The sequence below is a fragment of the Thermoproteus thermophilus genome (assembly GCF_055392855.1).
In genome coordinates, this window is the sequence record NZ_AP042466.1 from 278747 (window position 1) to 303740 (window position 24994).

Here is a 24994-nt window from a genome sequence, read left to right on the forward strand (position 1 = left end):
TCACTTACCCCTTATGCATCTTAATGTTCCGTGTGTTTTTAGTGATAGCCCTATATACGGATTGTGCTTAAACATCTCGCACACAAAGCCCACCTCGTCGAGCCTCCTTATTAATGGCTCTACCGTGGCGCCCCTGAGGTAGCCACTGTACTCAATCTTCAACACATCAAACACCCTAATGGACTCGTCATTAACCACGTCGTACTCACAACCCTTACAATCCATCTTCAAAGCCCTAACCCTAGACTTACTAATATCTATACCCTGGTCCTCAATGTGCTTGAGTAGTGTTGATAGTGTGAACGACTTGACCCTATGCCTTAATCCGTCCTTGAACATCGATGCTACACCATCGATTTGCGAAGTAACCGCAATGTCCACGTAGCCATCAACACCGCTTAAGGCTGCATTTATCGGTAAAACCCTACTAGCAAGCCCCGGGTTTAAGCTGAGGTTCCTTAACATTATCTCATAATGCCTCGGCACGGGCTCTAGGGCGATCACAAAGGCGCCCTTACTTGCGTAGTAGAGCGGTGTATCCCCAATAAATGAACCAACATCAACCACAACCCAATCCCTCAAGTCAAAGCCAAGGAAATGAATACCCAGAATCCAAGTCTCATAGATGGTGTAGAAATAATCGCCAGCAATTATCCTAATACCACCAGGTAACTTAAAAACCCAATCGCCATCAACACGAACAAGTTCGATTAAACCATCAACCAGAAACCCACTACCAAAACAATCAACACTAACATAATCCATGGCATTAACAATATTCGAGTAAAGGTTAGAATCCACAAACAACGTAGAACCATCACGGCACTTAGTTAGTAACTCGCCCCTCCTAATCATGCCATGCCTCATTAACCAGTACCTGATGCCGAGGCCCAGCCAGTTCCTGAATAAACGCCTACTACGCAGCAAAACCCTGGCACTCCTCATTAAGCCCACGGTTTGAGGTAGTGCGCGTGCTTAAATGCGTTGTGCATTTAAGCCCTGCGGACCTGCTTATTTCGTGGTTTTGGTCTCGGTGGTTTGGTTGAATTACAACAGCATGGGGTTCAGGGACATAATGCTCCAAAGTCTTGATTCCTTCATGAACCTGGACTTCGACAACTACGAGCTAATCATTGTGGATAATGCCTCAAACGACGGTAGCTTCGAGTTGATAAAGAAGCACATTGAGGAGACGAGACCGAGCAACCTGAGGGTTAAATTTGTTAGGAGTGATTCTAACCTCGGCTACGCAGGAGGAATGAACCTAGGATGGGACGCAAGAGACCCAGAAACCAAGTACGTGGCTTTTGTGAACAACGACTTCATCGCAGAACCAGAATCGCTGAGAGGGCTCATAGAGGCAATGGATGGTGATGAGAAGATAGGGGCAGTAAGTGGGTTGATTTACTTCGGTGATGGTAGAACGATATACTCAGCTGGTGGTTACGTCAATGAGACTTGGACAGGAGGTGGTATTTGTCATGGAGCATTACCAGGGGATTGCCCAGGCATGAACAAAGAGCACCACGTGACATACGCGGATGGGGCATACATGGTGGTAAGGGTCGATGCGGTAAAGAACGCCATGCCACATGGCAAGCCATTCATAAACGAAACATACCTATACCTAGACGACTCACTACTAGGACTAGTACTATGGAATAAAGGATACAAAGTAAAATACATACCAATAAAGGCAGGAAGACATTATGCAAGTATGACCACTAGAGGCCTTACATCGCTTTACTATGGTTATAGAGCTACTATGGCATTATTAATGATACTGAGGACCAGGTACAGCCCCCCTTAGATTCACCATAACTCTAAGACGCACAATACTCTGGCTATACCTAAACATAACCAGGAATGAATCAAGCAAGACATACTACTCAGCAATAAAGGATGGGCAGAAACTCGGCAAACTCCTAAAATCCATGCTGGGCGAGCTGGATCTCTACAGAGCGCCTCACGTGAGATCCAGCGCTATAGAACTCACGGGGCTATTCACCAAGGGATTAGTCATATTCAACGATTTAATACCGCCTCATGACTTATAAAAATGTAAAGACTCTAGTTCATTATATGATATCTATTATTTTTGTAGAGGTAAGCTTCCATGTTAATGTAATCTTGTTCATACCCATGTTATGCATCAGTTCTCATTTATGGTAGGATAATAATCTGTCTAACCTAGAGGAATCATTAATAGGCTTTATTATACGCCAAACCCTAGAACCTAATGCCATCAGTGATCACGAGTAAGAAATCAAGGATTATAAAAATTAATTTTCTATCAATGATTTATATAAATTAATTATTTCTTCTATTATATTCTCTTTATTATATTTATTCATTATGTTTTCTCTTGCTTTAATTCCCATCTTAATTATTTCTTCTCCGGGTAATTGCGATATCTGAATGAGCGCCCTTGCAAATTCATCAATATCAAATACATTTACGTGAAAGCCATCAACTCCATCAGTGACTTGTTCTATTAAGGCGCCATTATTCTTAGTTACGATTACGGGTCTGCCTGCTAGCATGGATTCTGTTACGACCCTACCCCATGTATCTAAGACGATAGATGGCACAACTACAACATCAACATCGCCCAGTAATTCAGGCAACTTATTCATGAAAATATCAAACGATAATCTCTTAGTTAGTATTAAATTATTGATGATATTTAGCTCCTTAGCGAATTCCACAACCCTTGGTTCCTCAAGACCACCTATTACCTTGAGGAATATTTTATTATTAACCTTGACGGCCTTAGCAAATGCCCTTAGTAACTGGAATATACCTTTACCCTCATCTGGGTAACTTAAATAAGCATATATAAATCCACTATGTGGTACTGGCTTAATGTAATCTATACTTGGTACTATAGCGTTAATGTTTATTATCTTTATTTTATCTTCAGGAAATCCAGCGGCTACTAATATATCTTTAACAATTTTACTTACTGCCAATATTACATCAGCTTCCATAAGATTTCGATGAATCCATTTAAGCTTTCTTAATGCATACACCGCTTCGATAGGCGATAAATACCTTAATGCACTATTCCTTCTCTTAAATATACATTTTATAATTTTTAAAAAGTCTCCCTTTATACAGCCGGCATTATAGCCATCTCTAAAATAACATGCTAAATCATTAAAGTAGCAAATCGGCCACCAGTATTGAATATTTATGACAGAGTAAGCCTTAGCTCTGTGTACAAATGGTAGTAAACCGTGCATCGCATTAACGATGTGAAGTATTGATTTTCCAGGAATAATGTCTCTTTTTATTAATGTAAAGACATTTTCAACATAATTACTACGATTAATTAATACTTCAGAACCAAATATCGCGCCATGCGGCGGCATTGGGATCTTAGTTAAATTAATGTCTGCGTACTTTTCAACAGGGCCATAAACTTTAACGTCGAAACCCCGCTTCATTAACTCCTTTGCTAATAAATACATGGTAGCAAAGGTACCTCTTTGAATGGTCTCTGTAACTATATGTATCCTAACCATCCTGCTTTCACCCATTATTGCATTTTTAAAGCTTATCCCTATATTCACTTTCACTTTTTAGTTAAATATTTAAATAAACCAATTATGGTGGCTGCTCCATTTATGATATACCATATTAAACTTAGTACAAAGACTGTTATCGCTAGTTTAATATCATGAAAATCCCTAAATGAATTGTATGACGACGATAAAGCTCTATATAACGGGACACCAGCACCTAATCCCATTACCAGTAAGTAATGCCATAGTAAATATCCGGTTAACCCAGCGGTAATATTAGCTATGTTTTTGTATGCCCTAACGAGCAATTTATTTTTCCCGTAATAATTTTTTGGTTCATACCTGAAGGCGATTAAGAGCAACATTATCATTAGTAATGATGGATAAATTATAGGTATTTTTAATGCATACGATATTAGATCCAGGAGTAGTGAAAGGAAAAATAATGCATTATCTATATTTAGTAAATACCCATACCTCTTAAGTATTATTCCAGAGGGGTAGCCATATTGCCGAGCTTTTTTTAAATGACCCTTTAATGACCTTTGATCATACGATAGTAAATGCTTGGCGCATACAGAGGTCTCGAGCCTTATTAGATAACCTCTGCGTCTTATCTTTTCAGCGAAGTCAATATCATGTACGCCATATTTATAGCTTTCATCAAGTAATCCTACATCTTTAAATATTGATGCACGTATTAAGTCATTATTGAGTCCAGTATATGGTACATACATGGGAGGTATTTTTAAGTAATCATGCCATCCTAATATGTATATATAGGAAAATACTCGATTTATGAAATTCAATTCCTCAGGTTTTGTTATTAGCATGCTTGAGACCACCGCAACTCTATTATCATTATTAAGAATATTGACCATTGTCGATATCCAATTCTGTGAGCACAACATTACATCAGCATGTAAAATCAGCACGTACTGCCCTGAGGATTCCTTTATGCCTATGTTAATGGCTGGAGCGTGACCTAATGGTTTAGGATATTTAATGTATTTCAAGGCATATCCTTTGCTTTTAAATGCATCTCTATATTTGCTAACTATGATCGATGTGTTATCTGTGGATCCATTGTCAACGATTATTACCTCAACGTGTGGGTAATCTTGGTTAAGTATACTTTCGAGAACATATCCTATGGTAGATTCACCATTATAGACTGGGATTACTACACTAACTAGTTTATCGACCATAACACCTAGAGATAAGGTATCTACCTAGTAAATAAATATTCTTTGCCATTTTAGGCATCTTAGACACTACATAGTCCATAATGATCAGTAGCTCTCGAAGGGGATAATTACGCCATCCTTTTAATGCAGCAAGAAATCACTTAATTTTAAATCACTACCTATCAACGAAGTCAATGCGGCAAGTTCCATCTTATGCAAAAAGTATAGCCTTATATATTTATTAGTATAGTCATTGTTCATTATTTTAAGAAGATCTCTTATTACGGATGAACTCATAACATAATGAATATATAAATTAAATACTCTATTGTTGAAATCACTAGAATTTAAAGTCCTATAAAAACCAATGTTATGTACTCGTTTAAGCGTTAATACATCTGATGTAGTGTAAAGATCCCCATCTTCTATTAATGATATATAATAGAAAAATGGATCGCTATACACTAATTTTCCAATTTATCTATGTACTTCATTACTATGCCCCGTCTTATTGCAATAGAACTATTATGCATAGATGCCCATGATAACTCATCAAAGGCCTCGGCAAACTTGGATTTCAATTTACTTGGTAGTATTAATTCTCCATATTTGGTCGCTGGTCTTATTCCTAACGAATTACCATAAATATCTATCTCCTCAAAGCTATTGTGGAAAAATATTATGTTGGGATACTTTATAAAACTTTGATATATTTTCTCGAGTCTATTGGGTTTATAGATATCATCATCCTCTAAAAATGTTACTATTTCACCATTTGCCTTATCTAATCCAACAGCTATTTTACCAGCTACATGTTTCTTATTAGTAATTATTGATAACCATCCGTTCTCTCGAATCTTTTTATCGATCTCCTCGTGTACGAAGTTTTTAACTACTATCACCTCGAATAGATCTTTACTTAGGGTCTGTGCTTCCAGACTTCTTAATGCGTCAGGTAGAAACTGCTTCCTATCATGAGCTATTACTATTACCGAGATGAAAGGTTTCATAATGCTATATATTTATTTAATAGTAGCTTAATAAGTTTATCCCATGTATAATTGTTCATTATAGTTGCATATCCATTCATAGCTATTATCTTACTAAGCTCAGTATTGTTGAATAATGTTAATATCTTATTTGCATATGAATCTGGGTTATTTCGAGCTATTAAAAGTTCTTTACCGTTCTTAAATGATGTTAATATTTCATAGAGGGGCGCGGTTATTACAGGTCTTTTCAGCGCCATCATTTCTGGAACTTTAGTTGGAAAGATGAAATGTAAAGTTGGGTCATCACTATATGGTGCTATTAGTATTCCTGCCCTAGATAACTCCTCAGGTATCCTGTATCTTGGTAATGGGCCTTTTACAATAATGTTTTTATTTAATCCAGCCTTATATGCATCATTAATTATTAATTGCAAATCTTCTCCGTCACCAATGAGTAGGAATTTAATATCAGGGATTCTTGATACTAATCTCTTCAAGATTGGGATTATTAATCTACTGCCATTTCTTGCATTAAATCTACCCAAGAGCCCTATGACGCTGCTATTACCTTCGCCAATGGGCTTGAATACCCTTGAATCAACACCATTTGGTATATATAACATCGGCACCTTACTATCTATGCTCTTAGCTAATGCCTTTAGCAGTAGTTTGCTTGATGATGATACTAATACTGAGTTTTGTATTTCTTTTTTAATAATGTAGTTGGCGATTTTAATATAAAGCCATGGGGATTTTCGGCTCCACCATGGATCACCAAAGTCTAGAATTACCGGTATACTTTTGGATTTTAGTATTGGTAGTATGGTTAATGGTTTAGTTATTGGGCTTGGCATTTGAATTATTACAAGATCCACTCCATATGTCTTTTCCAGCAATCTTAGTGTATTAATTGGTAATAATGCGAATGTTGTGAAGTAATATAGTGGGCTTCCTAAATTGGGTTGATATACATGCATGTCATTCTCATACTTGGTGATTCCCCATGGTGTTATTATGAATACATTATGTCCGAGCATTGTTAATCCTTGCGCAAATCCCTGTATTCTATACGTTCCACCTGATGTTAAGTTACTAATCCAGTCATTGATTATTACTACATTTAACCTAGCCATTAATGACACCGTTAATTATCTTAATGAGTTTCTCAGCTGCCTTATTAGGTGTATGGTTTCTTTTAATTACGTTAATATTTTTACCAAAGTCCATATTTATTTTTCCTTTTAAAATAGCGATTATCGCCTCGGCAAATTCCTCGGGTTTTTCAGCCTCCACGTACACTATATCATCTATGCCCTCAGCCGCCTTCTTAGTGGCTATTATGGGTTTACCTGATGCCATATATTCTAACATTTTAAGTTTCACACCACCACCTCTGTATATTGGTGCTATGCAGATATCGGCACCAAGTATGTATGGTGCTGTGGATTCAACATAACCAGTTGCATACACGGGTGGAGATACTGGTGGCGGTGAGGGGCCTACCAGGTAGAAGTTAACTTTTCTTCCACTACTGTTTACTAACTTAGAGATCTTGATTATTGTATATGCGGCTTCCCTATTTGGTGGATAACCCATCCCTCCCACAAAAACCACTGCAGGCTTTTTTAGTGGGGCTGGTTTACTGGTAATGAATGAATTAAAGTCTATGAAGTTCGGCAATATATAGACATTATTCCTCTTAGTTCTTTTACTTAGTAATTCGTATTCAACCTTAGAGGGAACTAATACTGCATCACACATTAGGCTTAGTTTCTCGAGATATTTCACAATTATTTTTCCAATAGTATTTAATCCAGTATCTTGAATAGATTCCACTGAATGTAAATGCATTATGCATTTCTTCCCAAAACTACGGTTAACCATTAATGTGGGTAAAACTATCCATGCTGTCTCACCAATTAAAACATCATAATTAGATAATTTTTTAATAAAGTGTGGTGATAATGATCTAAGCCATAATAATCTACGTCCATTCTCATCAACCCTTCTCCTTGAGTAAGCTACTATTTCAGCATTAATTCCTAATTTCCTAATTTCCCTTAAGAGTAAGTAAACCCCCTCATGAACACCACCCCTATAGGGGTATATTGTTTCCATAAGGACGAAGGCAATCCTAAGGTTATGCATTGTGTTAATCACAAGACCAATAATGTCTAAGGTTTATAAGTTTCTCTAAGCTATCTAATTTAAAGGGTTCATTAACTTTACATCCAGTGATAAGCTTTATGAAATCTAATAATGCTTTAAACCTAACTCTTCTTCTGATGGCGTATCTTTCCTTTACCATACCCATTATTGACCACGATAAAGCTGATATTAATCTGCTTGGCATATTTTTAGCAAGAAAATATAGATGGTTTCTTTCAATATAATAAAGTACGAATAACTCCTTATTAGGGATCTTACTACCTAACCCAACATGATAAACTATGGAGTCAGGAACAATAACGATTTTATATCCGTGTTGCCTTAACCTATAGGATAAGTCCGCTTCATCGTAGTAAAAGAATATCTTATCATCAAAACCACCAACCTCATCATAGGCCTTACGCCTAATTAGCACGGCAGCACCTTTAGCGTACATTACTTCATAAGGATTTATTTTAATTAATTTATCTAAATCAACCTTAGGTTTAAATTCTATTGGGTAACCAAGACCGTTAATGAACCCACCTGCTGAGTCAATTTCACCATTAGGTTTAATTAAAAGCGACTGTGCCATTGCAATGCTTTTATCACTGTTTGCAACGTTAACTAGTTTAAGTAACCATGATTTAGTAGCATAAGCATCAGGGTTAAATAACGCGAAATATTCCTCATAAGGGCAGAATCTTAAGCCAATATTAACGGCTTTTGGAAAACCAACATTATCCTTTAGAAATACTGCCTTAACATTCACATTCATATGTATGAATTGGCGCAGTATATATTTTGTATTATCCTTTGATGCATTATCAACAACTATTACCAAATCAACATAATAACTATTTAACAATGATTTTAATGCATGTTCAATGGTTGAGTCATTATTATGAGTGACCATGATTACACAAACCATTATGTTTTCACCGTAATAATGTTTATACCATCATTATAAATTATTAATGTTGAATTATGAAGTTGTGATAAGACATTCTCAAAACTGGTCAAACCTATATCATTTGCTAAATATAGTAGATCATTTTTATTATAGTCAAGTAAATTGCCAGGATATGGGAATACTTTAGTAATATTAATATTGTGGATAAGTTCAATGACACGATAATACGTTAACCAATTAGATGCATAATAAGTTATTAAATTATAATGGTAATTAAATTGATATAGAATACTGTACGAATTCCAGGTGATTTCATTGCCTGCTGAGTAATCCCAGTATATTGTTGAACCTGAGAATACTAACCCGGTGAAGCCTAGGGCTAGGAGAAGAAGCATGATGTATATAAAATATTTACCCTTGATCTTTGGATAAATTAGGTACGCTAAGAGCCCAGCCAACACTGGTGCCGTGTATATGGTTAACCTGTTGCTATATGTGCCTAAGGCTATGGTTATCAGTGCAATTACGATAAGACCCCCCACTGCTATTGATGAGTATGACTTAAGCTCAACATTACTCCTCTTCATTGACCAAAGGTAAATGATTAATGATGCGGCAAGCTCGAATAATGCCATTGCGTATCCGCCATGGAGCTCATAGTGGTACATCAATGACCTAAGCCAATACACGCCTTGCCCAGATACTGAGAAGAATACGGCGTGGTGAAGTCTACCCAGTATTAGATTAATCAGCCTCTCAAGGGCGTTACTTGAAAATACGTTAAACACGATCTGGTTATTTGCTGGGAATACGTAGTTATTGAATGTTACCCACATTACTGAGATTAAAGCGGAGTTGAGGGCTACATACATTGTCAATGGACCTGATGGACGCCTCGAACTCATGACTAATGAAACCAGTAATGCCAGCGATGATGCTAGGAGTATGGGCGCCTCAGTCTGATGCCCAACAATTAAGGCTGTAAAGAGTAACGTTAATAACCCAAAGGCCTTAACGTTACTCTTTACAGCTTGTATGAATAATGGTATTGATGACATCAGTAGAACAATATTAAGGTCCTGGGGGCTAAAGTGGAATTGATAAGACCATATTAATGCAATATACATTAATATGGCCAGTAACCCCACATATGGGTGCCATTTACTATCACTAAGCCTAGTGGCCACGGAGTATGCCACAAGCCCAAGGATTATCGGCTCCAGTAAACCATAGGCTGCAGATATGTTAATGGCACCCACGCCTAGGATACCGTGAAGCACCGCACCTATTAGGAATGCCAATGGGTAAGCGCCACCATTATACAGAAACCCCTTGATTGGCAGGTACCCCATTTCATAAACCGCAAGCGATTCCCCAGCATATAGGGTTCCGTCAGGTAGGTACGGTGGATATGGGCTGAGCAGTAGGGGGTAGCCGACAAGGTACATGAGCAGCATGATTGTTGAGACACCTTTAATGACATTATTACCTAGTATTAAGGCTAAGGCAGCTGCCGTTAAGCCGATGAAGTATGTGGGTGTTAGAGTGCTTAATATGCCTAGGGCTGCGGCGTTTAGGTTCAATAAGTATACGTTAGTTAAGAGTATTGAAAGTGACTTAAACGCGGACTCCACTAGAAGTATTATCGATGCAATTAGTAACACCGTTGATGCTGTACTGCGGTTAATTATCATTAGTGGGGCTGAGGTGTATTGGGTTAAATGCTTTACCCATGGAAAAGATTAAATAAGCCTACGCTCAACCTATATTAATGCAGTATTCGCTGCTGGTTAAGGCCTATGTGGGCATTATTAAGCTGAACGAACTTGGGTATAATGTCACTAGGTATGTTAATGAGTTCAATGAAGTACTAAGTCATTATGAATGCTAATACTACTGAGGCCAGTGTCATGCTTCAGGAATTAGTGAATCAGGTTAATGAATCCTTGATTCAACAGGAGATGCGCATTATGATTGCTATCACCGTATCGTTAATAGCGTTGATCATGCTAACATACCTGGTGTATAGGTATAGGCGTTGGTTAAGGAGGCTCGTCATGATGCTGGTTTATAGACTATTCATAAAGCCTAGGTTAAGTTCTGTGATTGAGCCTGGTAATGGGCGTGATGAGGCATTCATAGGCGTCTTAATTGGCATTGTTCTGGCCTTTGCATTGTTCGCATTCATGAGTATCGAAATTCCCGTCAATATACAATATGAGGCCATAGGTCTATTAACCAGCAGTGGGTTTTCAAACTACCCTACAAGTCTCCTCATTGGGCAGAATATAACGCTTTACGTGCTTGTCTACAGTCATAGGTTAAATCCAACGTGGTATGTTGTTAACGTGTACGTTAATGGCACATTGATTGAAAGTGAGCAAAGGTTAATGCTGATGAATGAGTATTACACATTCCCAGTAACATTATCATTCAGCAGGACAGGCCTATACAACGTAACGGCATCGCTATACATGATTAGCACTAATGGTGATTTAACCTACACGGGTAGGTATGTGAGGTTATTCGTATCGGTGACAGGGTGAAAGGCTAAGGGCCTTGGATCGCTTAATGTAAGCTATGGTTAAGAATGTTATGGTCATGGTACTCATTATTAGTGAAATTGGTTCAATGTAATTCATCAATGGGGCTGGCGTAATTAGGGAGAAGAATAATGCGATAAGCCCCATTATTGATAATGATACTGCAATTGAGGCTAACATAATCTCAACTGGCTTAAGCGGATTATTAACCGGGTAAATTAACATGAGTATTGAGTAGCCTGGCAGGAAGACGTAAGCCAATACACCAACGATCACCCTCACTGGTAGGAGTATTGGATTGCTTAGATTAATCACGACTGGGGCTAGTATGAGTAGTGCTGTTAGTATCCAGTATCCCATTGAGTCAATGGTTAAGAAGAATAGTGAATCCATCCTTGAACTAAACCTGACTCTACCTCTGACCCATTCCTTGAACAAAATCCAGGATGCCTCATGGATGTCGATGCCGTATCTTTCCATAAGGGCTTTAATTAAATCATCAACTGTGATGCATCTACCACTAGTGAGTTTTCTAATGAATTCTCTTACATTGTTCTCGTTAATACTGCTCATACTGGTTTAATATCATTGGCTTATGATCCATGTTGCTTTAATAATTCTGCGAATAAATTCCTCATAATCATAATCTCTACTAATGCCTTCTTATCATTAACCCCTCTTGATAAGCTCTCTACTCTAGCGATGTGTAGTATGGGGTTATTTGATGTATAGATGCAGTTATGACCTTTAAGAACTAGTTGAAGGCCAGCATACTGCTCATACATAGGAGCCCTTTTAAGGAGTGGGTGTTCTGGGAACTTCGTCTCGCTTAGAGCGGGACCACTGAAGCTCATGTTAACGCCTCTGAACGGCAGTGAGTAACATGTGCCGTTTGGTATGCATAAGCCGTGGGCAATCTTTAAATCCTTAGTTAGGTAGACGCCAAGTCTGTACTTGTTTAATGCTGGATGAGGCCTTTCTAACCAAGGTCTTATGAGCCATCTGTAGAGCCTCACGTTAACTAAGTCATCTGGCGTGGGCATGAGCCTCATGAAGTTGAGTTCTAGGTATATATCTCTGCTTGAAATACATGAGGTGTTTGGATATATTGAATATAGTTTCACGTATCTTTTGATCCAGCCACCTGGGGGTATCGCGTCATCATCTGTGAAGACTATCATGTCACCTTTAGCCTCTTTCTTACCGAGGTTAAGTGCATGTGTGACATAGCCTTGTTTTTGTTCAATGATGTTGCATCTTAATCCCTTGTTTTTACAGGTATCTTCAACATGTTTTGCGTTAAACCCCTTAATAACTATTATTATTTCGAATGGTTTAATAGACTGTCTTGAAAGAGCCGAAAGCAAGTACCTTAAGTAATGCTCATTCATAGAGGGGACAATTATAGACACCTTATTCATATTTGATTCATGACTTTTAATATTATATTGTTTATTTTAAGTATTACCACATCTAGGATAAGTACGTAACCACCGTGAGCAGCCTTCATGTCATCATTTTTAACCTTGGTTTTATCCTTTAACCCCACCTTCGTACTTCTTCTGGTTTGGCATTGAATTCCCTTCTTGCGATAGTAATAATCAACATCTTGAGGTCCGGTACTACCTTGAGTAATGTATAGACCAGGGCCTTGAGTAGGTTAAGCTTTGTAGGTCTTCTGATGGTTAGGGCTATTAAGGCTTTGTAGGTTCCCAACCTGAGGTATTCCTCATCCCTTGCATCCACATAGGTGAGGTCGTTTATGTCTGAGTAGAAGCTCTCGAGGATTTTGAAGCCGTGGGATGTGAGGATGTCCTCAACCTCATGTTTGGTATATTCATGGACGTGGTACCTATACTGAGGCTGGCGGCCTATAATAGTCTAAAGTCTTCTAAAGAGGGGGGCTATGTTAGGGGTTGTGAGAATAATTAACCTCACTTGTTTTCAAAACCCTATTGATTTCAGTGAGTGCATGCCCAACGTGTAGGGGTTAAGGTGTTCTAAAACCTCAGTAAACATTGCGCAATCACCTGTTCATCCCCTAAAGGTACTCTATCTCTTTCAAGGTCAGCTTTAATAACATCTAGACCGCAAGCCCTGGCCACTGCCTCGTGCTTGTGGGGATCTGCATCAACAGCTATTACTCTGTATCCTAAGAATTTTAGGGCACAGGAGGTTATGAAGGGGCTTGCACCAAAATCGACAATCAATCCACCCCTGCCCAGTACCTTAATACTAGCTCTAGGACCTCGAGTCTCCTATGAAATTCTAGGTAATAACTGCCTATAGCCCTAGAATCTCCATGGGTTATTATGATGTCCTTAACCTTTAGTAGGGCCTCACGCTCTCTGACATTCATTAAGTAAACCCTTTACGAGTTCCTCGTATCTCTTTGCGATGTTTACGTGGTCGAATTGCTTAGCGAACTCAGTCCCAGCCTTGTGTAGTTTCAGCCAGAGCTCTTCGTTCCTCAGGAGTTTTTCTAAGGCGTTTGCGTAGTCCACGGGGTTTTGGGAGTTCACCCTAAGGCCATTGAGTCCGTCTATTACGACGTCTTCCGGGACGGCTGCGGATGCTACTGGCGGGGTGCCACTAGCCATAGCCTCAAGCACCGTGTATGAGAAGGTCTCGCCACTGGAAGGCAGTACCAGCGCTTTTGCTCTGGATAGGATCTCGGCTTTAATCCCCTCATCAACTCCATATAGTGTTTCCACGAAGCTATGCTCTCTAGCCAGCCTCTCAACGGCCTCGTTTTTCTCGCCTACTAGGACGAGTCTCACGTTGAACCCCCTCATTCTTAGGATTCTAACGGCCTCGACACTGACCTGGGGGTTCTTCGTGGGTCTAGATCCAACATGCACGATTATGTCGTCTCTTTCATCTAATGGCTTAGATTTGTAGTTCCTGTATATAAGTGGGAGTGGTATGATGGAATTGCATTTTACAATGCCCTTGTACTCCACCTGGGAAGCTTTTGATACGCATACAACGTGATCGTAAAGCCTATAGAGAATTGTAAGTATAAATTTTTGGAAAGGTGAAATATGTATGGGGCCGTGGGCAATGGCTATCTTCGGCTCGAATCGTAGGGATACGACGCCGTTGACTAGTGCTACGTCGGCACCTAGTTCTTTAATCAATGCACTACCTTTTGTGTACCACTCGTAAAGCATAACGGTCCATCTGTCTCTATTTTCAGGTCCTCTTAGTGTGTAGATTTCAATATCCGTCTCGAGGCCATGGACTCTCTTAAACCACTCCTCTAGGTTTTCTCTTTGGACGCCTCGATAGCTCCAGCTTATTATCACGACTTTGTGCCCTAGGAGGCTAAGGCCTTCGGCTAGGGCGGCGATGAATCTATTGACTCCGTCTAAGTGCGTTATGAACTCTCGTCTAATTAACGCTATCTTCATTTTAATCCTGTTCCTTATGGGTTATGTATTCCATCCCCCCACCGCCTTGGTTGTCTATTGTTCTTAGTTCGTATCCTTTTGCTAAGAGTTTGTCTACTAGGTGGCTTCCTATGAATTCTGCTCTGCCTCTGATGCTTTTAATTGGCGATACAGCGTGTGGGTATATATTGTTACTACTTCGTCCCAGCTTGGTACTTGTGGCCGTGGCTGTTTTTGGGCTGTTTCTAGGAACTGGGCCACCTTTCTTGCTACTATTCTATCGTCTTGGGTGGGGTCTACTATGAGAGTTCTCGGTCTTTCGCTGAAGTTTTGGCCCCAGGGCGTGGCGGCGATAGCGGGGACGCCGATTGCATTTGCCTCGTTTATTGTCTGGCCGTATGCCTCTTTTTGAGAGAGCAACGCGAATAGCCTCGCCCTTGACAGGGCCTCGACGTATTCTTCGTATGGCTTGAAGCTTTCCATTTCATATTCTACGCCTAGCGCCTCTAGTTCTTTTCTTAGTTTTTCTTTGTAGGGCCCCTCGCCAAATATCTTGAGGCTGAGGCTGTGGCCGTGCTCCGCGTTTAGAATTTTTACGATCTTGGCGAGTTTGTGAATGTTTTTATACTTCTCGATGCGGCCGCTGTACATGACGTAGTTGTCTGGCCTCCACGTGGCTTTGAGTACTATTTCTTCTACGCCGTGTTCTATTACGACGGTGGTGGTGTTGTAGTGTTTTTGGATTAGGGAAGCTTCGTACTTGGAGACGCTGTGGACTGTGGCGCTCGTTAAGAGCTTCTTGACGTAGTGTCTCCAAGGTAGCCACAACACTCTCCGAAGCGGCGTGTGTCCCGTGCCATGATAGTGCGGCGTGACGACGACCCTAGTGCCGAGCCTTGCTAGCTTTATGCCAGCGTAGACTGTGAAGATGGTGTGGACGCTATGTATATGAGCCACGTCGCATCTTCTGGCCAGCTCTCCTAGTAGCTTTTCTAGCTCTATCCTGCGCCGGGGTATGTGGTATGCGCCTCCTGGGGCCCATGTGGGCCATCTGACGACGTGTACTCCATTTACCTCTTCTTCGGCTGGCCTCTCCAGCTCGGGCTCGCCCGCCAGCACCGTGACATCGTGCCCCCTCTTGGCGAGCCTCTCGGCGACTGACTTCACCACATACTCGACGCCGCCTATGCGCGGGTAATATGTCGGCGTTATGTAAAGAACTCTCATCGACGCCTAGCCACTAGGAGGCTACCCTCGGCGTTCACCTTCGCCTGTTTTTCCCACACAATATCCTTCGTCTTGAGGTTTCTCAGCGCTGCTATCATTAAGTAGAGCTGTGTCGCTACCCACGTCCGGTAGGGCTTGTATATCGTTAGCGCAACTCCCAGCGCCAGCAAGGCGGCGGCCAACGGGCTCCCCGCAATCGCCGAGGCCGCCAACAACGCGACGGCCGCCGGCAAGGCCCACGGGTTCGCCAAGTGCAAGTACATCTCGACGTAGAGTATCGGCTTGAAGGCCTTGGGGGTCTTCCGCAGCTTGAGCGTCTTCCAGAAGTGCTGCACCAAGTGCTGCGCCCTCCTGATCCGCCACAAGTGGTACCCCTTGGGCGGCACCGCCTCGATGCACAAGACGTCATCCGGCGTTATCGCCCTGTACCCCATCAACGCGATCCTCGTCGCGACGTGGCTGTCGTCGGCGCCCAAGTCGACGGGGAAGCCGCCCAGCTTCTCCAAGAGCTCTCTCTTGAAGGCCGCGAGCTCTCCGTGGAACACCGGCGTGGACCAGGCCTTGGACTCGGCCAGCCTGACGACGTTGTAATACCGCCTATAGCCGTCCTCCACCCCAGCGGCGCCCGGGGCGGCCGGCCTTTTCAGACACGACACGGCCCCCACTGCGGGGTCCGACAGCCACTCCACGGCCCTCGCCAGCGTGTCTCTGGACGGCCACCAAGCGTCTGCGTCCGTTATCACCACCACCTCCCCGCCCGCGCGCCTTAAGGCCTCGTTTAGGGCGTGGGCCTTCCCCCTCCTCTCCGGCTCCTCTACCACTTTCAAGTCCACGTCGGGGTTCCTCTCGGCCCACCTCCTCGCCCTCTCCGCAGTCCCGTCCGTCGACGCCGAGTCCACCACTATGACCTCCAGCTTGTCCTTGGGGTAGTCCTGCTCGCGGATGTTGTCCAGCTTCCTCTCCACGAGCTCGGCCTCGTTGTACGTGGGCACTATCACAGTGACTCTGGGCCTATAGCCTGGGTCCTTCTTTACGCCCCAAGGCTTGTCCAGCCACTTCCTCAAGTACGAGTAATACGCCAAGGGCGCTCCGAAGTGGACGGCCGCCAGCGCCAGCGCTAGCTCCAACACGCGCCCCCCGGCCTTAAGGCCTGTTCAGCTCGGCGCGAGGGCGGAGAAGCGCACGCCGTCATCGAGGGCTAGCCGCGTAGAGGAGCCCCGCGGCCCGCCTACGGGTATCTCTATGTAAGCCCGGCGCTTCTTGGAGCTCTTCGCGGCGAACGCAGCAGCCGCGATGAGGATCACGATCGCCGAGTAGAGCGACGCGGTCAACGCCCAATTAACGGTCCACTCGACGGTCATCTTTATCGGCCTATCGACCGTGATATTGTAGCCCGGCTCGCTTAGGAACACCCCGTTAGCGAACACCGTGGCTGGCGCTATGGTCAACGCGCTGCCCTGCGCCGCCCATTCGCTGTAGTGCGCGGTCTTTACGCCGTTTATCGAAACGGGGTACTCGCTGTCGATCGCCACGTAGTACTGCCTCTCGAACTCGTCTACGGCCAACGTCAAAGGCCTATCCGCGACGACCGTCAAGTTGGACCCCTTGTAGACGAGCCTCGTGGAGTTGTCGAACGCGTACACCTTGGGCACGTACACGCTGACTGCCGAGCCGCTGGGCACCCACTCGCTGAAGGTCGAGGCCGTCGCCGACTCGTTGTGCGTGCTCACCGTGACCGGTATCGGGCTCGCGACCGTGACTAGGTAGTACGTCTTGTAACTAGCCCGCACATCGTAAGCGGCGAAGTCGTTGCTCGGCGTTATCGCGACGGCGCTATCGTTGACGAACTTGCCGTCCACTATTAAAGCCCATGAGCACGTGCCTGACGCCCTGCCCGCCGCTCACCACGGCCGGCGCGGTTATCGTAATCGGCCTAGTGATGTACTTGCCCCACTCCTCGCCGGTGGCCGTGTTGGCGTAGTGGACGTAGGTCGTCGGGAGCGGCGGATAGGGCAGCGACTTGGCCATGAACGTGGAGCCGCTGGGCAGGGGGCCGACGGCAACGCGGACGAAGCCGTTGGGCCTCGCCGAGCTTACGAGGTTCGTGGCCGCCTCCGCGGTGTCCCAGCCGTTTATGTAGAGGTTGGGGAACAAAGCCCAAGCATCGCCGTCGCGATAGAGCAACGCCAAATCGGCGCCTAGGGCCTTGAACGCGGTGTACTCGCCACGTGCGTAGCCGCCGAAGACCAGCTCGGCGTCCAGGAGGTGATCTGACGGCGTTGCCCTATCCGGCGCGGCGATTATCGCCGCCGATACGACGGGCGACGGGGTTCTTATAGTCACCGCGTCGTAGCAGTCGAAGACGGGCGGGTAGTAAGCCGTCCCGTTCTGGACCACCGCATAGCAGAATTGAACCTTAAGCGGGCTAGTGCTCGTGATGTTTATGAGCAGGTAGCCGGCCAAGGGCAAGGAGTAGGACTCGTAGGGAGTGCCGTATGCGTAATAGTAATCATTATCGCTTAGATAAACTACGCCATTGCCGCCTATCGTAAAATTACTAAGAATCCCTTGCTTGTCTGTATTGTTCCAAATATTATCGCCCACAAAATAGCGCTTGCTACTGTTGGTGATTAAGAGCACCACGTCCTGAAGCCAGTAGTACTGCGCGGTCCCGTCGAGTAGTTCAGCCTCTAGGACTGCGTTCAACTGTAGCGACGCGCCGCTATTGGGCACGCCGAACTCGCCCTCGCCCACGGGGTTGTAGGCGCTTATGCCCGTTATGTTGAAGAAGCCGAGCACGGCGGCGGTCCTCACGGGGCCGAAGCTGGAGACGCCGATAGGCGCGCCGCGGCCTTCATACGATCTAATTGTCGCGGCTTGTTCGCACGAGCCCTCGGACGCGACCACGTAATACTCGCCGTAGCTGGGCAAGGGGATCGCGAGGGAGGAATGCGGATTGAGGCCCCACTCCCCAATCGCCGTGGACGTCTCGCCTTTATTGAAGACTTGGTACTCGCTGGGGGTCATGACGTAGATCGTGTAAACCCGGTCCCCGTAGTTGTAGAGCACGAGGTACGAGGCGTTCACGGTCCAATAGTGCCAACACCTAGGCGGATTCGCGATAACATACGCATTGCCGACCGCGGCTATCGCCAACGCCGCGAGCGCGACGGCGGCCGCGCTCCTGGCCTTCATATTGTGCGCATCGCCTATAGTGAAGCTATAAGGACGTCGCTAAGCAACGACGCCGTGCGGGAGATCCCGTGGCGCAAATCCCGCGCGGATGCAGGTTCGACCACGCCCGTCGACGCGGCTTGGCTCCGACGCTCGCGCCACATCGCCCTCGAGGGGATACTGCCATATCCGCCTCTCCGCCCGGCCGCGTTCGCCGAGGCGTGCGCGCATTACGGAGCGGTCCAAGACGCGCCCAGCGCCGAGAGCCCGGCGCCTCCTCTGTACCTCCTCGGCGTGTTTAGCCATTGTATCCCCAACGCCAACGCCTTCTCGTCGTCCACCGTTATGCCCAGCCTCTTGGCTATGGCGTACCCGATCGCCTTGGCCTTGAGGCGGAGGGGGAGGGCCTTGGACAAGGCCTCCTCCACGGCCCTCTTGAGGGCCTCCACCACGGCGGGGGCCTTCAGCCTCCCGCCCCTCCTCAAGTGGAAGATCGCGGCCTCGACGAGCGCCCTCGCCGCCGGCCTTACGCGGAACCAAACTCCTCTCCTCAAGGCGAGGTTCCTGACGGCGATGAGCTTGCGCAACAACAAGGCGTTGCCCGCCGGCGGCGAGGACATGCCGTTTTTTAATGTGGGGGTTTATAAGAATAACGGAGCGCTGCCGCCGAAAAACGCCGTCGGAAGGCCCAAAAATTGCCGCTACAAAGCGCCTGCGCCCGGACGTGGCCGCCTACGTGCCGGCCTTGCCGCCGTGCTGACGGGCAGACGTAGCCGAGTCTGGCGGCCCACCTGGCGCGACGTCCGTGCCGGCAGGCCGTAAAGCGCCTATGCGGCGGCCTCCGCTCATTTCACCCGTCGCCAAAGGTCCGCATGAGTCGGACGTCGGCGAACTCCCCGAAGAGGCAGTCCGCCAAAGGCCTCAGCCGCTGGTACAAGCGCTCTCGTCTAGAAAAGGTGGAGGTCTCGCGGAGATCGCCCTTGTCGACTAGGCCGAGGAGGGGGTACCCCACGGCGACGGAGCCCAGAGCGGCCAAAGCGCCCACGAGCCGGGGGAGGCGTAGAAGAGCGCTGAGCAGAGCCGGCGCCGTCGGTACGGCAAATGCCGCCAACGCCCCCGCCCAGTCGATCCAAAAGCCCACAAGCCGCGGCGGCGAGGCCGGAGAAGCCGCCTACAGTAAAAGCCGCGGCCGCCTATCCCGGGGACTAGGAGGAGGTAGAGTATAACCCTCGGCACATTTGCGGCGAGGCCCAGCGCCAGGACGAGCTCGTAGTAGCCATAGGCGTAGGCCAAACCGTTGACCGCCTCCGACACGACGATCGGCAAGGAGGAGCGCGAAGAGGGCCCCGCCGCATCGGCCCAACTCCTTCCGTGCCCGTCGCCGGCCTCCCTTTAGCTCACAAGCTGTGCGGAGTGCTGCTACCTATTAGCGCCGTTGGGCGACCCCCGGCGTCGTATTTGGTGACATTCGCCTTTTCTTTTACTTGTTGTAAGTGGGTCTTCGCCTAGCTTTTATTGTGCAGTTTGATCGAGTTAGTCACCGAATTTGTTGAGAAGCTGTAAATGTTTCTCACAATTCGCGATCCTATATGCCGCCTCCTTTCCACTCTTCCGCACTACCAATTGCGCTACGGGGTAGTCCGACCTACGTCGTTTGTGTATTACTGCCACTATTCTGTAGTGGGTTTGGTTTCGAGATATCCGGCTCCAAGCCTCCGTTTTTCAATTTTGGCCGCTCCATCTCTTCTACTATGAAGTTTTCCATTACTATAATATAATTGGCATGTTTTCCGAGGTTTTTCTTTTTGACAAGTTCTTCGTCTATCCTCTTCATATAATTATATCCGCCCTCTGGTTGGCTAGTTCCTCGGCGACAAGCGCCATCTCATCCTCGGGTACGCCTTCTTCGTCTACGCGCAGTTGCTCGACTGCGGCTATGCCTCTCGCCTCGTCGGGTTTTATGAGGTAGGCCCCGACTTGATCCGGCTTCAACGTCTGGCTTTCCTCAATTCCGAGTTCTGCGAGCCTCTCGCTTTGGAGCGCAGACGCCATTTAGATTATTGATGGCGGCTAGGAAGATCGGACTGCGAGTTGTTAAATGCTACTAACACTAATTGTGCAATTCATCTTCTCCTATGCCTTAGCCACGACCTCGTACTACCTAGCGACGGTGCTACAAAATTTATAGCATTGGCGACTTAGGTTATCATAATGCAGTTCGATAAGGAGGCCGTCCTCAAGGCCTTGAAGGAGGACGAGAGCTTTAGGTACGCCGTTCTAGGACTACTGGGCATTGATAAGGTCCTTCAGAGCATCGACGAGAATACCAAGGCCATTAGGGAGCTTCAGGAGCAAGTTAAGTCGCTGGATACGCGGTTCATAGCCCTGCAAGAGCAGGTAAAGGCTTTACAAGCCCAATTCGTTTCGTTGGAGGCCCAGGTGAATGAGCATACAAAGGCCGTTAGGGAGTTGGCCGTTGGGATAAACGCCCTGGGCACTAGGCGGGGCGTGGTTACTGAGGAGGCCTTTAGGGACTCCATAAAGTACCTAGTCGAGGACTTACTGAAGACGCACAAGGTCAGTAAGTGGGTTTACTACGACGCCGACGGCATAGTCTACGGCTACCCCAGCTTAGTAGATGTCGACGTACTCATAAGGGATACGGAGCATATACTGGTGGAGTTCAAGTCGTACGCGGATAGGGCAGATGTCAGCGAGTTGTACAGGATCGGGCAGCTCTATGAGAAGATCAACGGCGTTAAGCCCAAGTTGCTAATGGTGGCCTCCGCAATTAGGAGGAGGGCTAAGGAGCTGGCCGACCAGCTTGGGGTTGCATGCAGGGGTTCAGTACTCGATTACTAACAAACTGGGGTTTGTGCTCAACCCAATACAGGGTCTTGCTCACCAGGTGCCTAATGTCCACATCGTGTAAATCCGCGTACCTACTCGCCAAGCCCTCCCTATCCAAGCCGTTGTATTGAAACTCTTATTCAGAGCCAATTCCGAGTACAGTAATTCCCATCCGTACTTATCGATCAACGCGCTGGCCACCTCCCTAAGCCTGCTCGTGGGCATCGGGCCAGCTGTTGCCCTGGGACGTGTTGACATGTGTACAAAGACGTGCCCGAGAGGACGTTTGCAAATTGGATTAGGTATATCATGGTGGTTTTGGCCCACTTCACGGCGTATAAAATAGCTATCGGCTCCCCACTTAGGCCCAGCCGTGTTTAACCCACAAACATTTTATTATGTCAGATAGAAGCTACTGTAGACAAGCTTTTCATAAATTTGCTGGGAACTGTAGTCACAGTAGTGGCGTCTATTGCAACTCTGGCGTATTGGCTAGGGAAGAAATTCGGTGAGATTGAACATAAATTTGAGATTGTTGATAAGAAGATTGACGAAACTAATAAGAGGATTGATAGGCTGACTAAGGCGTATACTGCCTACCAAGAGCTTTTTATTGAGCTACTTACAGGTGAGGGGGTGTTGAGGGCTGAGAAGGCGCCTCTTGCCAAGGGAGAGTTGTATAGAATTGTCAAGCTCGGACCGGCGGCTATAAGCCGGAGTCTACATACGGCATCTTGGCGGCCTACCTGGCGGGCGCCACGGGGGTGGCCTACATCCACGAAAGTTTTAGGGAAGTAGTAGTGCTACCCTTCATGCCCTCGTACCTCCACCCAGCCGTCGTGGAGTACGCCATGTCGAAAAAAGATGAATACGACTTAGCCAGAGCCCTGGGCGTAGACGTACATCACCTAGTCGCATGGCGTATGAACGGGGAGTTTTATACGACGAGTCTAACCCCCAGAAGAGGATATACATACGGCGCCTTGCCTCCGCCGTCCACTGGGACCCCGGGGGGCTACCAGAGGGAGTAGACCCAAACCTTACAGTGACTGTCTTCTTCCACCCGTCCACAGTGAAGGCCCCGCTAGGCGACAGAGTAAACTCTTCCGCTGCAATACAAGCTCACTTGGCAGTAGTAGAGGAGGTGGAGGGCGACGTTAAGCTAGTTAAATACATAGTGGCACACGACGCCGGGAGGATATTAAAGAAAGAGTTGTTAGAGGGGCAGCTCTACGGCGGCATACACCACGGCGTTTGTATGGCCATATACAAAGAGTTGAAGTATGGCGAAGACGCCGTGCCTAAGTCACTTCTTCTCGAAACATATGGCACGCCTGACCTCTCCCACTTCGTAGGCCTAGAGGTAGAGCTCATCCACTTTGAGACTCCAGTGGCGTATCTCCCCTCAGGCGCCTTGGGGTCTGGCAAGGGCCCAGTGATGGGGGCGCCCGCTGCTTTGGCAAACGCAGTGGCAGATCTCTACAAGAAGAAGACTAGTCGCCTGCCGCTATGAGGCCGCCTTATCCCAGGCCTTTTAAATATGTCAAGGCTAGAGATGTGGAGGAAGCCTTGTGTTATATGGAAGAGGGGTATAGGCCCCTGGCAGGCGGGCACTCTCATAAGTAAACTTTACAAATTCTCCCAACCCGCCCAGCCCCCTAGAAGATATGTAAAGCGCCACATTAGACTCCTCTAAATGCCGCTTCTCAGGCGACCACAGTTAGGTAATAAATTTATATTATGATGTATTTAGAGTGTATGTTGTCTAAGCATCCCTTGGAGATACCTGCTGGGAGGAAGTTGTCAAGGGAAGAGGTGGCGGATGCTGTTAGGCTTTCAATTATTGCAGAGCTCGACGCGATTAATTTATACCTCCAACTTGCGCGGGCTATAGACGACGAGAGAGTGAGAAAAGTTTTTGAAGACGTTGCAAAAGAAGAAAAGGCCCATGTCGGCGAGTTTCTCGCGCTTTTAAAAATGCTCGACCCTGAACAGGTTAGAGAACTTGAAAAGGGCGGGGAGGAGGTTGCCAAGCTCACTGGGCTTAGTCAGCCCTCTTCGGAGAGGGAGATTGAACCTTTTCAACTTGTTGCCAAGGAGGTTAAAAACCTCGTAGAGTCTGCCAGGGTCTTGGCTAAGAAGTTGCCTGTGGTGAGGCTGGGACGTGGCGTTGATGCCGTTCCTCTTGAGAGGTTTGGCGAAAGAGTGGTATTGCCGCTTAGAGAGGTGGGTACCAAGTTTAGGATTTCTCAGAGAGAAGTAGACTACGCATCTAGGGTGGGCCAGCTGTTGGAAATGCCGGAGGCTACTAAGTCGGCGTTGTGGCTAGCCGGGGAGGAGGAGCGATTTGTAGTGGGGGAGCTACTCGGCGGGGCGGGGGTGAAGGCTCCGCTTACTGCCTGGTCTGAGCCGGGGGTTTCTGTCCAGGAGGTGGCTAGTGCCGTGGGCGAGTTGTCTAAGAGGGGGTATCCGCGGCCTTATATCCTCCTAGTCAGCCCCGCTAGGTTTGTAAAGCTGCTCGTCGTGGGCGAGAAGACTGGTTTAACAGATCTGGAAAGAGTTAAAATGCTTGTAGACGACGTGGTAGCCACGGAACACGTACCCGCAGACAAGGCTGTATTGTTCTCAGCCACTCGGCAAGTCTTAGACGTGGTATATGGCGGCGACGCGGAAGTAGACTACATAGGGCCGGAAGACGGCTTCCACACATTTAGGCTTTGGTCAACCATAGCTGTTAGGGTCAAGTCGCCTGAAGGCGTTGTACTAATGGAGAGCACATCGAAGTAACTCGGTATTAGAGTTTTTAAACAAACTACTTTTTCGCAACCAACCCCAAGGCGTTAGCGTATGTAAGTTTTGAAACTCGTTAAAAGCTGTCTTGTGGAAATGAGGCTAGAATGGTTAACCTTAATAAAACTCGGCTGAGAGCCATGTGTCTCCCCTAGTACGCTCGGAGGTTAATCATGTGACAGACAATAGGCTCATAAAAATGAGACTACGGTTGAGGCACTTCCCTCCGGCGGATTTTCTAGAGGAGGTGT

The 24994-nt window shown here is 46.2% G+C and carries 27 protein-coding genes; 7 read left to right on the forward strand and 20 right to left on the reverse strand.

The window, feature by feature from the left end:
• On the reverse strand, positions 1–945 hold the full coding sequence (locus ACZ5PA_RS01705; RefSeq protein WP_464931258.1) for an FkbM family methyltransferase: 945 nt from the start codon (positions 943–945) through the stop codon (positions 1–3).
• Between the two features lie 73 nt (positions 946–1018).
• Between ACZ5PA_RS01705 and ACZ5PA_RS01710 the strand changes: the two genes are divergently transcribed.
• On the forward strand, positions 1019–1810 hold the full coding sequence (locus tag ACZ5PA_RS01710) for a glycosyltransferase (protein WP_464930570.1): 792 nt from the start codon (positions 1019–1021) through the stop codon (positions 1808–1810).
• A 124-nt stretch (positions 1811–1934) separates the two neighbouring features.
• A complete protein-coding gene (locus ACZ5PA_RS01715) occupies positions 1935–2057 on the forward strand; it encodes a hypothetical protein (RefSeq protein ID WP_464930571.1) in 123 nt (40 codons plus the stop codon).
• 225 nt (positions 2058–2282) lie between these two features.
• Here the strand turns inward: ACZ5PA_RS01715 and ACZ5PA_RS01720 are convergent, their stop codons facing one another.
• The 7 genes from ACZ5PA_RS01720 to ACZ5PA_RS01750 form a co-directional block, all read right to left on the reverse strand.
• Positions 2283–3575: a glycosyltransferase family 4 protein gene (locus ACZ5PA_RS01720; RefSeq protein WP_464930572.1), complete on the reverse strand. Its 1293-nt coding sequence runs from the start codon at positions 3573–3575 to the stop codon at positions 2283–2285.
• A gap of 2 nt (positions 3576–3577) precedes the next feature.
• Complete coding sequence (locus tag ACZ5PA_RS01725; protein ID WP_464930573.1) at positions 3578–4735, reverse strand: glycosyltransferase family 2 protein; 1158 nt, start codon at positions 4733–4735, stop codon at positions 3578–3580.
• A gap of 443 nt (positions 4736–5178) precedes the next feature.
• Positions 5179–5724 (reverse strand): glycosyltransferase family 2 protein, encoded by a 546-nt coding sequence (locus ACZ5PA_RS01730; RefSeq protein ID WP_464930574.1) that lies wholly within the window; start codon positions 5722–5724, stop codon positions 5179–5181.
• The gene (locus tag ACZ5PA_RS01735) at positions 5721–6839 is read right to left on the reverse strand and encodes a glycosyltransferase (RefSeq protein WP_464930575.1); all 1119 of its coding nucleotides are present in this window, start codon (positions 6837–6839) and stop codon (positions 5721–5723) included. Before ACZ5PA_RS01735 ends, ACZ5PA_RS01730 begins: the two co-directional genes overlap by 4 nt.
• Positions 6832–7854 carry a glycosyltransferase family 4 protein gene (locus ACZ5PA_RS01740; protein ID WP_464931259.1) on the reverse strand — a complete coding sequence of 341 codons (1023 nt, stop codon included), beginning with the start codon at positions 7852–7854 and terminating at the stop codon, positions 6832–6834. Before ACZ5PA_RS01740 ends, ACZ5PA_RS01735 begins: the two co-directional genes overlap by 8 nt.
• A 4-nt stretch (positions 7855–7858) precedes the next feature.
• Entirely contained in the window at positions 7859–8785 is a 927-nt protein-coding gene (locus tag ACZ5PA_RS01745) for a glycosyltransferase family 2 protein (protein ID WP_464930576.1), read from the reverse strand.
• Positions 8785–10461 carry a hypothetical protein gene (locus ACZ5PA_RS01750; protein WP_464930577.1) on the reverse strand — a complete coding sequence of 559 codons (1677 nt, stop codon included), beginning with the start codon at positions 10459–10461 and terminating at the stop codon, positions 8785–8787. The genes ACZ5PA_RS01745 and ACZ5PA_RS01750 overlap by 1 nt, the downstream gene beginning before the upstream one ends.
• Before the next feature lie 216 nt (positions 10462–10677).
• On the opposite strand from ACZ5PA_RS01750, the gene ACZ5PA_RS01755 reads away from it, so the two are divergent.
• Positions 10678–11313, forward strand: coding sequence for a hypothetical protein (locus ACZ5PA_RS01755; protein ID WP_464930578.1), 636 nt, complete (start codon positions 10678–10680; stop codon positions 11311–11313).
• On the opposite strand, the gene ACZ5PA_RS01760 is transcribed toward ACZ5PA_RS01755, so the two are convergent.
• From ACZ5PA_RS01760 to ACZ5PA_RS01815, 12 genes are all read right to left on the reverse strand, one after another.
• The gene (locus tag ACZ5PA_RS01760; RefSeq protein ID WP_464930579.1) at positions 11290–11883 is read right to left on the reverse strand and encodes a DUF1616 domain-containing protein; all 594 of its coding nucleotides are present in this window, start codon (positions 11881–11883) and stop codon (positions 11290–11292) included. The genes ACZ5PA_RS01755 and ACZ5PA_RS01760 overlap by 24 nt on opposite strands.
• A gap of 20 nt (positions 11884–11903) precedes the next feature.
• Entirely contained in the window at positions 11904–12731 is an 828-nt protein-coding gene (locus tag ACZ5PA_RS01765) for a glycosyltransferase family A protein (RefSeq protein WP_464930580.1), read from the reverse strand.
• Positions 12732–12849: 118 nt separating this feature from the next.
• Entirely contained in the window at positions 12850–13056 is a 207-nt protein-coding gene (locus tag ACZ5PA_RS01770) for a hypothetical protein (RefSeq protein ID WP_464930581.1), read from the reverse strand.
• Positions 13057–13649: 593 nt separating this feature from the next.
• On the reverse strand, positions 13650–14723 hold the full coding sequence (locus ACZ5PA_RS01775) for a glycosyltransferase family 4 protein (protein WP_464930582.1): 1074 nt from the start codon (positions 14721–14723) through the stop codon (positions 13650–13652).
• A gap of 108 nt (positions 14724–14831) precedes the next feature.
• Positions 14832–15929: a glycosyltransferase family 4 protein gene (locus tag ACZ5PA_RS01780; RefSeq protein ID WP_464930583.1), complete on the reverse strand. Its 1098-nt coding sequence runs from the start codon at positions 15927–15929 to the stop codon at positions 14832–14834.
• On the reverse strand, positions 15926–17059 hold the full coding sequence (locus ACZ5PA_RS01785; RefSeq protein WP_464930584.1) for a glycosyltransferase family 2 protein: 1134 nt from the start codon (positions 17057–17059) through the stop codon (positions 15926–15928). Before ACZ5PA_RS01785 ends, ACZ5PA_RS01780 begins: the two co-directional genes overlap by 4 nt.
• A 24-nt stretch (positions 17060–17083) precedes the next feature.
• On the reverse strand, positions 17084–17788 hold the full coding sequence (locus ACZ5PA_RS01790) for a hypothetical protein (RefSeq protein WP_464930585.1): 705 nt from the start codon (positions 17786–17788) through the stop codon (positions 17084–17086).
• Positions 17763–19124: a thermopsin family protease gene (locus ACZ5PA_RS01795; protein ID WP_464930586.1), complete on the reverse strand. Its 1362-nt coding sequence runs from the start codon at positions 19122–19124 to the stop codon at positions 17763–17765. The genes ACZ5PA_RS01790 and ACZ5PA_RS01795 overlap by 26 nt, the downstream gene beginning before the upstream one ends.
• Before the next feature lie 209 nt (positions 19125–19333).
• Positions 19334–19723 carry a hypothetical protein gene (locus ACZ5PA_RS01800; RefSeq protein ID WP_464930587.1) on the reverse strand — a complete coding sequence of 130 codons (390 nt, stop codon included), beginning with the start codon at positions 19721–19723 and terminating at the stop codon, positions 19334–19336.
• Between the two features lie 230 nt (positions 19724–19953).
• The gene (locus ACZ5PA_RS01805; protein ID WP_464930588.1) at positions 19954–20244 is read right to left on the reverse strand and encodes a hypothetical protein; all 291 of its coding nucleotides are present in this window, start codon (positions 20242–20244) and stop codon (positions 19954–19956) included.
• Positions 20245–20748: 504 nt separating this feature from the next.
• A complete protein-coding gene (locus tag ACZ5PA_RS01810) occupies positions 20749–20937 on the reverse strand; it encodes a hypothetical protein (protein ID WP_464930589.1) in 189 nt (62 codons plus the stop codon).
• Complete coding sequence (locus ACZ5PA_RS01815; protein ID WP_464930590.1) at positions 20934–21155, reverse strand: hypothetical protein; 222 nt, start codon at positions 21153–21155, stop codon at positions 20934–20936. The genes ACZ5PA_RS01810 and ACZ5PA_RS01815 overlap by 4 nt, the downstream gene beginning before the upstream one ends.
• Before the next feature lie 159 nt (positions 21156–21314).
• On the opposite strand from ACZ5PA_RS01815, the gene ACZ5PA_RS01820 reads away from it, so the two are divergent.
• The 4 genes from ACZ5PA_RS01820 (at position 21315) to ACZ5PA_RS01835 (ending at position 24740) form a co-directional block, all read left to right on the forward strand.
• Entirely contained in the window at positions 21315–21965 is a 651-nt protein-coding gene (locus ACZ5PA_RS01820; protein ID WP_464930591.1) for a PD-(D/E)XK nuclease family protein, read from the forward strand.
• Positions 21966–22687: 722 nt separating this feature from the next.
• Positions 22688–22984: a hypothetical protein gene (locus tag ACZ5PA_RS01825; protein WP_464930592.1), complete on the forward strand. Its 297-nt coding sequence runs from the start codon at positions 22688–22690 to the stop codon at positions 22982–22984.
• A complete protein-coding gene (locus ACZ5PA_RS01830; RefSeq protein ID WP_464930593.1) occupies positions 22870–23466 on the forward strand; it encodes a molybdopterin cofactor-binding domain-containing protein in 597 nt (198 codons plus the stop codon). Before ACZ5PA_RS01825 ends, ACZ5PA_RS01830 begins: the two co-directional genes overlap by 115 nt.
• Positions 23467–23711: 245 nt before the next feature.
• Complete coding sequence (locus ACZ5PA_RS01835) at positions 23712–24740, forward strand: encapsulin (RefSeq protein WP_464930594.1); 1029 nt, start codon at positions 23712–23714, stop codon at positions 24738–24740.
• Positions 24741–24994: the final 254 nt, after the last annotated feature.

What these genes read in the sequence shown, in the direction of transcription:
- ACZ5PA_RS01830 (WP_464930593.1), top strand. Translation starts at nt 22,870, where the DNA reads ATGGCGTATGAACGGGGAGTTTTATACGACGAGTCTAACCCCCAGAAG.
- ACZ5PA_RS01800 (WP_464930587.1), bottom strand. Translation starts at nt 19,723, where the DNA reads ATGTCCTCGCCGCCGGCGGGCAACGCCTTGTTGTTGCGCAAGCTCATC.
- ACZ5PA_RS01835 (WP_464930594.1), top strand. Translation starts at nt 23,712, where the DNA reads ATGTTGTCTAAGCATCCCTTGGAGATACCTGCTGGGAGGAAGTTGTCA.
- ACZ5PA_RS01735 (WP_464930575.1), bottom strand. Translation starts at nt 6,839, where the DNA reads ATGGCTAGGTTAAATGTAGTAATAATCAATGACTGGATTAGTAACTTA.
- ACZ5PA_RS01810 (WP_464930589.1), bottom strand. Translation starts at nt 20,937, where the DNA reads ATGAAGAGGATAGACGAAGAACTTGTCAAAAAGAAAAACCTCGGAAAA.
- ACZ5PA_RS01730 (WP_464930574.1), bottom strand. Translation starts at nt 5,724, where the DNA reads ATGAAACCTTTCATCTCGGTAATAGTAATAGCTCATGATAGGAAGCAG.
- ACZ5PA_RS01740 (WP_464931259.1), bottom strand. Translation starts at nt 7,854, where the DNA reads ATGCATAACCTTAGGATTGCCTTCGTCCTTATGGAAACAATATACCCC.
- ACZ5PA_RS01705 (WP_464931258.1), bottom strand. Translation starts at nt 945, where the DNA reads ATGAGGAGTGCCAGGGTTTTGCTGCGTAGTAGGCGTTTATTCAGGAAC.
- ACZ5PA_RS01780 (WP_464930583.1), bottom strand. Translation starts at nt 15,929, where the DNA reads ATGAGAGTTCTTTACATAACGCCGACATATTACCCGCGCATAGGCGGC.
- ACZ5PA_RS01715 (WP_464930571.1), top strand. Translation starts at nt 1,935, where the DNA reads ATGCTGGGCGAGCTGGATCTCTACAGAGCGCCTCACGTGAGATCCAGC.
- ACZ5PA_RS01745 (WP_464930576.1), bottom strand. Translation starts at nt 8,785, where the DNA reads ATGGTTTGTGTAATCATGGTCACTCATAATAATGACTCAACCATTGAA.
- ACZ5PA_RS01760 (WP_464930579.1), bottom strand. Translation starts at nt 11,883, where the DNA reads ATGAGCAGTATTAACGAGAACAATGTAAGAGAATTCATTAGAAAACTC.
- ACZ5PA_RS01795 (WP_464930586.1), bottom strand. Translation starts at nt 19,124, where the DNA reads ATGAAGGCCAGGAGCGCGGCCGCCGTCGCGCTCGCGGCGTTGGCGATA.
- ACZ5PA_RS01820 (WP_464930591.1), top strand. Translation starts at nt 21,315, where the DNA reads ATGCAGTTCGATAAGGAGGCCGTCCTCAAGGCCTTGAAGGAGGACGAG.
- ACZ5PA_RS01775 (WP_464930582.1), bottom strand. Translation starts at nt 14,723, where the DNA reads ATGAAGATAGCGTTAATTAGACGAGAGTTCATAACGCACTTAGACGGA.
- ACZ5PA_RS01755 (WP_464930578.1), top strand. Translation starts at nt 10,678, where the DNA reads ATGCTTCAGGAATTAGTGAATCAGGTTAATGAATCCTTGATTCAACAG.
- ACZ5PA_RS01815 (WP_464930590.1), bottom strand. Translation starts at nt 21,155, where the DNA reads ATGGCGTCTGCGCTCCAAAGCGAGAGGCTCGCAGAACTCGGAATTGAG.
- ACZ5PA_RS01765 (WP_464930580.1), bottom strand. Translation starts at nt 12,731, where the DNA reads ATGAATAAGGTGTCTATAATTGTCCCCTCTATGAATGAGCATTACTTA.
- ACZ5PA_RS01750 (WP_464930577.1), bottom strand. Translation starts at nt 10,461, where the DNA reads ATGATAATTAACCGCAGTACAGCATCAACGGTGTTACTAATTGCATCG.
- ACZ5PA_RS01725 (WP_464930573.1), bottom strand. Translation starts at nt 4,735, where the DNA reads ATGGTCGATAAACTAGTTAGTGTAGTAATCCCAGTCTATAATGGTGAA.